This window comes from Pseudoalteromonas sp. SCSIO 43201 (assembly GCF_023716725.1).
In the GTDB taxonomy this organism is placed as follows: domain Bacteria; phylum Pseudomonadota; class Gammaproteobacteria; order Enterobacterales; family Alteromonadaceae; genus Pseudoalteromonas; species Pseudoalteromonas peptidolytica.
Genome location: NZ_CP072683.1, coordinates 367,384 through 375,000, shown reverse-complemented (window position 1 = coordinate 375,000; position 7,617 = coordinate 367,384). Strand labels below are relative to the sequence as shown.

Sequence of the window (7,617 nt, the reverse complement as noted above, 5' to 3'; positions counted from 1 at the left end):
TGATGCGCGACCCTGAGTAGCAGAGCGTAAATCTGTTGCATAACCAAACATTTCAGAAAGCGGTACCTGAGCATTAACTTGCTTAGAGCCACCAAATGCTTCTTCCATGCCTTCAATTATGCCACGACGACGGTTTAAGTCGCCTACTACATCACCCATGTTTTCTTCAGGGGTGATTACTTCTACTTTCATGACAGGCTCAAGTAAAACTGGACTTGCTTCTAGCGCACCATTTCTAAAGCCCATCGAACCGGCGATTTTAAACGCCATCTCGTTTGAATCGACATCGTGGAACGAGCCATCAAACAAAGTGGCTTTGACACCCAATAGCGGATAACCAGCAAGAACACCTTGCTTCATCTGCTCTTGAATCCCTTTATCAACCGCTGGGATATACTCTTTTGGTACTGTACCACCTACGATTTCGTTAACGAATTCATATATTGGCGCATCGTCATCAGAGACATCCATTGGTTCTAGCTTCAACCAAACGTGACCATATTGACCACGACCACCAGATTGACGCACAAACTTACCTTCAGCTTCAACAGAAGCTCGGATAGTTTCACGGTATGCAACCTGAGGCTTACCAACGTTACACACAACGTTAAACTCACGCTTCATACGATCGACAATGATATCTAAGTGAAGCTCACCCATACCAGAGATAATCGTTTGACCTGATTCTTCGTCCGTTTCTACGCGGAATGAAGGATCTTCTGCTGCAAGTTTACCGAGTGCAACGCCCATTTTTTCTTGGTCAGCTACTGTTTTAGGTTCTACTGCGACTGAGATTACGGGCTCAGGAAATTCCATACGTTCTAACGTAATTGGCGCTTCTTGAGCACAAAGTGTATCACCAGTAGTTACATCTTTTAGGCCGATAGCAGCCGCGATGTCACCCGCATGAACTTCTTTAATCTCTTCACGCGAGTTAGAGTGCATTTGAACAATACGTCCAAAACGCTCTTTTTTACCTTTAACAGGATTTAGTACCGAATCACCCTGGCTCACTTTACCAGAATAAACTCGGAAGAAAGTAAGTGTGCCGACGAATGGATCGGTTGCGATCTTAAATGCAAGCGCCGCAAACGGTGCATTATCGTCAGCTTCACGCGTATCTTCGGTTTCGTCATCTAAGACACCTTGGATAGCCTTTACTTCAGTAGGCGACGGCATGAATTCAATTACAGCGTCAAGCACAGCTTGAACACCTTTGTTCTTGAATGCGCTACCTGTCGTCATAGGCACAATTTCATTGGCCAATGTGCGTTGGCGAAGGGCTGATTTAATCTCTTCTTCGCTCAACTCACCATCTTCAAGATATTTTTCCATTAGTTCTTCAGAAGCTTCTGCTGCACTCTCAATTAGATGAGAGCGCCATTCTTCAGCAAGCTCCTGAAGGTCTGCAGGGACCTCTTCGTAAGTGAAAGTCATCCCCTGGTCTTCTTCATTCCAGTTAATCGCTTTCATTTTGATGAGGTCAATAACACCTTTAAATTCGTCTTCAGCACCAATCGGCAACTGAATAGGCACAGGTGTAGCACCAAGACGTTTTTTAACCTGCTCAACTACAGACAAGAAATCTGCACCCGTACGATCCATCTTATTGACAAAAATCATACGTGGCACTTCATACTTATTTGCCTGACGCCAAACCGTCTCAGTTTGCGGTTGCACACCTGATGAAGCACACAACACAACAACAGCACCATCAAGTACACGCAATGAGCGCTCTACTTCGATAGTAAAATCTACGTGTCCTGGAGTATCGATGATGTTTATACGATGCTCATCAAACTGAGCATCCATCCCTTTCCAAAAACACGTTGTTGCAGCAGAAGTGATCGTGATACCACGCTCTTGCTCCTGCTCCATCCAGTCCATAGTTGCGGCACCGTCGTGTACTTCACCAATCTTATGAGAAAGACCAGTATAGAAAAGTACGCGCTCGGTCGTAGTTGTTTTACCCGCATCTACGTGAGCACAAATACCGATGTTACGGTAGCGCTCAATAGGAGTTGTCCGTGCCATAATATCCTCTTAAAGGGTGTTAGCAGATTACCAACGGTAGTGAGCGAATGCTTTGTTCGCTTCAGCCATACGGTGAACGTCTTCACGTTTCTTAACCGCAGTGCCTTTGTTTTCAGCAGCGTCGATCATCTCTTGAGCAAGACGAAGACCCATTGATTTTTCGCCACGCTTACGAGCAGCTTCAACCAACCAACGCATACCTAGTGCGTTACGACGCACTGGACGTACTTCTACTGGTACTTGGTACGTTGAACCACCAACACGGCGAGATTTAACCTCTACCTGTGGGCGAACGTTATCAAGTGCAGCTTCAAAGATTTCTAGGTGCGACTTGCCTGATTTTTCAGCAGCCACGTCTAGCGCACCATATACGATTTTTTCAGCAGTAGATTTCTTGCCGTCAAGCATTACTACGTTAACGAATTTAGCAAGAAGCTCTGATCCGAACTTCGGATCTGGAAGAATTTTACGTTGACCTATTACGCGTCTTCTAGGCATTTTCTTTCTCCGGTATCTTCAGGTCCGTGTGTTACACGGATTCCCAAAACAATATATAAAAATTTAAAACTTAAGTGCTTGGCCTTACTAACGGAGAACCATTAGCCCTTAGGACGTTTTGCACCGTACTTAGAACGACCTTGCTTACGGTCGTTAACACCCGCACAGTCAAGCGCACCACGAACTGTGTGGAAACGCACACCTGGTAAGTCTTTAACACGACCACCACGGATTAGGATTACACTGTGCTCTTGAAGGTTGTGGCCTTCACCGCCAATGTATGAAGTTACTTCGAAACCGTTCGTTAGACGAACACGCGCTACTTTACGTAATGCAGAGTTTGGTTTCTTTGGTGTCGTTGTATATACACGAGTACATACTCCACGCTTTTGTGGACAAGCTTTAAGAGCAGCTGAGTTGCTCTTAGTAACCTTGCTACGACGTGGCTTACGCACTAGCTGGTTAATAGTTGCCATTAAATAGCTCCTGAATTAATAAATTACTACTGAAAAATAAAATCTTACCATTTAAGCGCGCTTCAATTTATTGAACGACTAAAATGGGTGGCCGAATTTTAATGACCAAAGTTTAACCTGTCAACCAAAAGTAATCATTAGCGGTCTTTAAATACCTTGAACCTAGCCTATTTTCAGCTTGAACTTATTGAAAGTTAACAAATCTTATGGGATTAGCGGAAAAACGATTATTGCAGTATACATATTCATATGACGTTTTGATGGCAACACGACAGGTCGCAACTTTGGCATGCTTTTCCTTAAATAGACCATAATAGTATAGGCATAAAAAAACCGCTGTGGAGTTAGCACAGCGGCTTTTAACTTATTTAGCTAACTGACTCGATTACTCGTTGCCACCTAGTAAATCAGCGTTTAATGCGTCTGTTAGCGCTTGAGTTGCTTCTTCCGCACTTACTGTTTGTTCTTCAAGTGCAGCTTCGCCTTGCTTACGACGATTGATACGCTCTTCATGGTAAGCAAAACCTGTACCCGCTGGGATCAAACGACCCACGATTACGTTTTCTTTCAGACCACGTAGCTCATCGCTCTTACCATTCACAGCCGCTTCTGTTAGAACACGAGTTGTTTCTTGGAACGATGCAGCTGAGATGAACGACTCAGTCGCAAGTGATGCTTTGGTAATACCCATCAGCTGAATTTCAAACTTAGCTGGGATCTTACCTTGCTTTTCTAGCTCACGATTTGCGATGTTAACGCGCGCAACTTCTGCTTGCTCACCTGCTAGGAATTCGCTGTCACCACCATCAAGGATGATACACTTACGAAGCATCTGACGAACGATAGTCTCAATATGCTTATCGTTAATCTTTACACCCTGCAGGCGGTATACTTCTTGTACCTCGTTAGTGATGTAATTAGATACATCAGTAACACCACGCAAACGTAGGATGTCGTGCGGTGATTCTGGACCATCGGCAATAACTTCACCTTTAGCCACTTGCTCACCTTCGAACACGTTAAGCTGACGCCATTTCGGGATCATTTCTTCGTACGCATCACCTTCATCAGGTGTGATCACAAGGCGCTTCTTACCTTTAGTCTCTTTACCGAAGCTAACAGTACCTGTGATTTCTGCAAGAATTGCAGGATCTTTTGGTTTACGCGCTTCGAATAGGTCAGCAACTCGAGGTAGACCACCTGTAATGTCACGTGTCTTCGAACCTTCTTGTGGGATACGAGCTAGTACAGAACCTGGTAGTACTGTTGCACCATCTGTGATTTCAATCGTTGTGAATGAAGGTAGACGGATCTCTTGAAGACCACGCTCTTCGTTCTCAATGATTAGTTTAGGCTCTTTCGCGTTTACTTTCGCAAGATCCTTAACAACCACACGTGTTAGACCAGTTAACTCATCAGTCTGTGCTTCAGTGTTTGAATCGTCGATATCGCTGAACGATACTTTTGATTCATGTTCAATGATGATTGGGTGACTATGCGGATCCCAAGTAGCAACGATGTCGTTACCTTTAACGTCAGCACCATCTTGTACAGTTAATACTGCACCGTAAGGTACTTTATAACGCTCTTTCTCACGACCGTGCTCATCGATAATCGTGATCTCGGTTGAACGAGACGTGATAACGATTTTGCCATCAGCATTGATTACAAACTTCGCATTGTGCAGCTTCAAGTTACCATTGTTCTTAACTTGAACACTGTTCTCTGCAGACGCTCGAGATGCCGCACCACCGATGTGGAATGTACGCATCGTAAGCTGTGTACCCGGCTCACCGATTGACTGTGCCGCGATTACACCAACTGCTTCACCAGGATTGATGATATGGCCACGGGCCAAGTCACGACCGTAACAGTGTGCACACACACCAAAGTCGTTTTGACAGGTGATTACAGAACGTACTTTAACTTCGTCTACTGAATGCTCTTCTAAAAGATCACACAGTTTTTCGTCAAGCATTACGTTACGTGCAACAAGTACTTCAGTAGTACCTGGCTTACATACATCTTCCGCAACAACACGACCTAGTACTCGCTCGCGAAGTGGTTCTACAACGTCACCACCTTCGATTAGCGGCTTCATTACTAGACCTTCTTCGGTGCCACAGTCTGATTCGTTGATAACCAAATCTTGTGCTACGTCTACTAGACGACGAGTTAGGTAACCCGAGTTCGCTGTCTTAAGTGCTGTATCCGCTAGACCCTTACGTGCACCGTGCGTCGAGATAAAGTACTGTAGTACGTTTAGACCTTCACGGAAGTTCGCTGTAATTGGCGTTTCGATGATTGAACCATCTGGACGTGCCATTAGACCACGCATACCCGCTAGCTGACGGATCTGAGCAGCACTACCACGAGCGCCCGAGTCTGCCATCATAAACACTGAGTTAAATGACGGTTGCTCTTCTTCGTTGCCTTCAGCGTTGATAACCGTTTCTTTTGAAAGGTTAGCCATCATCTCGCGAGAAAGGTTTTCGTTTACACGTGACCAGATATCGATAACTTTGTTGTATTTCTCACCGGCAGTTACAAGACCTGATTGGAACTGTTGGTTGATTTCTGCAACCTCAGCTTCCGCACGATCGATGATCTCACCTTTAGTTGGTGGGATTACCATGTCATTGATACCGATAGAAACACCAGACTTCATCGCGTAGTGGAAACCGGTATACATCACTTGGTCAGCAAAGATAACTGTATCTTTAAGACCTAGACGACGGTAACACTCATTAAGAAGACCTGAAATTTGTTTCTTACCTAGTGGTTTATTGATCAGTTCAAACGGCAAACCTTCAGGGATATTCAATGAAAGGATTGCACGACCTACTGTCGTATCTACTAGGTGAGTTAACGTGCCGCGCTCACGTGTTTCTTCGTCGATAGTCACTTCTGTGATACGCACTTTAACACGAGCATGAAGCTCAGCAGCACCTACACGGTATGCTTTTTCAGCTTCTTTTGCATCTTTAAATACAGTGCCTTCACCTTTACCGTTGATGCGATCGCGAGTCATGTAGTAAAGACCTAGTACAACGTCCTGTGAAGGAACGATAATTGGCTCACCGTTCGCTGGTGCTAGGATGTTGTTGGTAGACATCATCAATGCACGCGCTTCCAACTGCGCTTCAAGCGTCAGTGGAACGTGAACCGCCATTTGGTCACCATCGAAGTCAGCGTTGTACGCCGCACACACTAGCGGGTGCAGGTGAATCGCTTTACCTTCGATAAGTACAGGTTCGAATGCTTGGATACCTAGACGGTGAAGTGTTGGTGCACGGTTAAGTAAAACCGGATGCTCACGGATAACTTCGTCTAGTACGTCCCAAACCTCAGGTACTTCACGCTCAACCATCTTCTTCGCAGCTTTGATGGTTGTCGCCATACCACGGCGCTCTAATTTACCGTAGATAAATGGCTTGAATAGCTCAAGTGCCATCTTCTTAGGTAGACCACACTGATGTAGTTTCAGCGTAGGACCAACGGTGATAACAGAACGGCCTGAGTAGTCAACACGCTTACCTAGAAGGTTTTGACGGAAACGACCTTGCTTACCTTTAATCATGTCTGCAAGCGACTTAAGTGGACGCTTGTTAGAACCTGTAATTGCACGGCCACGACGACCATTATCAAGTAGCGCATCAACCGCTTCTTGAAGCATACGCTTTTCGTTACGTACGATGATGTCAGGTGCAGCTAAGTCTAGAAGACGCTTCAAACGGTTGTTACGGTTGATTACACGACGGTAAAGGTCGTTCAGATCTGAAGTCGCAAAACGACCGCCATCTAGTGGTACTAGAGGACGTAGATCTGGTGGAAGTACTGGTAATACGCTCATTACCATCCACTCAGGGTTGTTACCTGATTGGTGGAACGCTTCCATTAGTTTTAGGCGCTTGGTGATTTTCTTACGCTTGGTTTCAGAGTTGATTGTTGGTAACTCTTCACGCATTTCAGCGATTAACTGACCCAGGTCTAGCTCGCGAAGTAGATCAAGTACAGCTTCTGCACCCATCTTAGCTTCAAACTCATCACCGTGCTCTTCAAGCGCATCTAGGTATTCTTCTTCACCTAGTAATTGACCGCGCTCAAGCGTAGTCATACCTGGCTCAGTTACCACGAATGATTCGAAGTAAAGTACACGTTCGATATCACGAAGCGTCATATCTAGCATTAAGCCAATACGTGACGGAAGTGATTTCAAGAACCAAATATGTGCAACTGGGCTAGCCAGCTCAATGTGACCCATACGGTCACGACGTACTTTTGTTAGCGTTACTTCAACGCCACACTTTTCACAGATAACACCACGGTGCTTCAAGCGCTTGTATTTACCACACAAACACTCGTAATCTTTTACTGGGCCGAAAATACGGGCACAGAATAAGCCATCACGCTCAGGCTTGAAAGTACGATAGTTGATTGTCTCAGGTTTCTTTACTTCACCGTAAGACCATGAACGCACCATGTCTGGCGAAGCAAGACCAATGCGAATTGCGTCGAATTCTTCGGTCTTATTTTGTTGCTTCAGAAACTTAAGTAAGTCTTTCACCTTAGCTCTCCTGTCGGAGGTTAATCTTGAGGGTAAACGCTG

4 protein-coding genes (1 of these 4 only partly in view) are annotated in these 7,617 nt (G+C 45.2%); all 4 read right to left on the bottom strand.

Translation table 11 applies throughout. The annotated features are described in order from the left end of the window. A protein-coding gene (fusA, locus tag J8Z24_RS01595; protein ID WP_125251556.1) for an elongation factor G crosses the window boundary here: on the bottom strand, positions 1-2,034 show its 5' portion. Its footprint begins 81 nt before the window's first position; only the first 2,034 of its 2,115 coding nucleotides appear in the window; the start codon lies at positions 2,032-2,034; its stop codon lies off the left edge, out of view. Positions 2,035-2,061: 27 nt separating this feature from the next. Beyond that, a complete protein-coding gene (rpsG, locus tag J8Z24_RS01590; RefSeq protein ID WP_099031881.1) occupies positions 2,062-2,532 on the bottom strand; it encodes a 30S ribosomal protein S7 in 471 nt (156 codons plus the stop codon). A 101-nt stretch (positions 2,533-2,633) separates the two neighbouring features. Further along, the gene (gene rpsL, locus J8Z24_RS01585; RefSeq protein WP_010387308.1) at positions 2,634-3,008 is read right to left on the bottom strand and encodes a 30S ribosomal protein S12; all 375 of its coding nucleotides are present in this window, start codon (positions 3,006-3,008) and stop codon (positions 2,634-2,636) included. A 385-nt stretch (positions 3,009-3,393) separates the two neighbouring features. Further along, positions 3,394-7,575, bottom strand: coding sequence for a DNA-directed RNA polymerase subunit beta' (rpoC, locus tag J8Z24_RS01580; RefSeq protein ID WP_147389240.1), 4,182 nt, complete (start codon positions 7,573-7,575; stop codon positions 3,394-3,396). Positions 7,576-7,617: the final 42 nt, after the last annotated feature.

What these genes read in the sequence shown, in the direction of transcription:
- rpsG (WP_099031881.1), bottom strand. Translation starts at nt 2,532, where the DNA reads ATGCCTAGAAGACGCGTAATAGGTCAACGTAAAATTCTTCCAGATCCG.
- rpsL (WP_010387308.1), bottom strand. Translation starts at nt 3,008, where the DNA reads ATGGCAACTATTAACCAGCTAGTGCGTAAGCCACGTCGTAGCAAGGTT.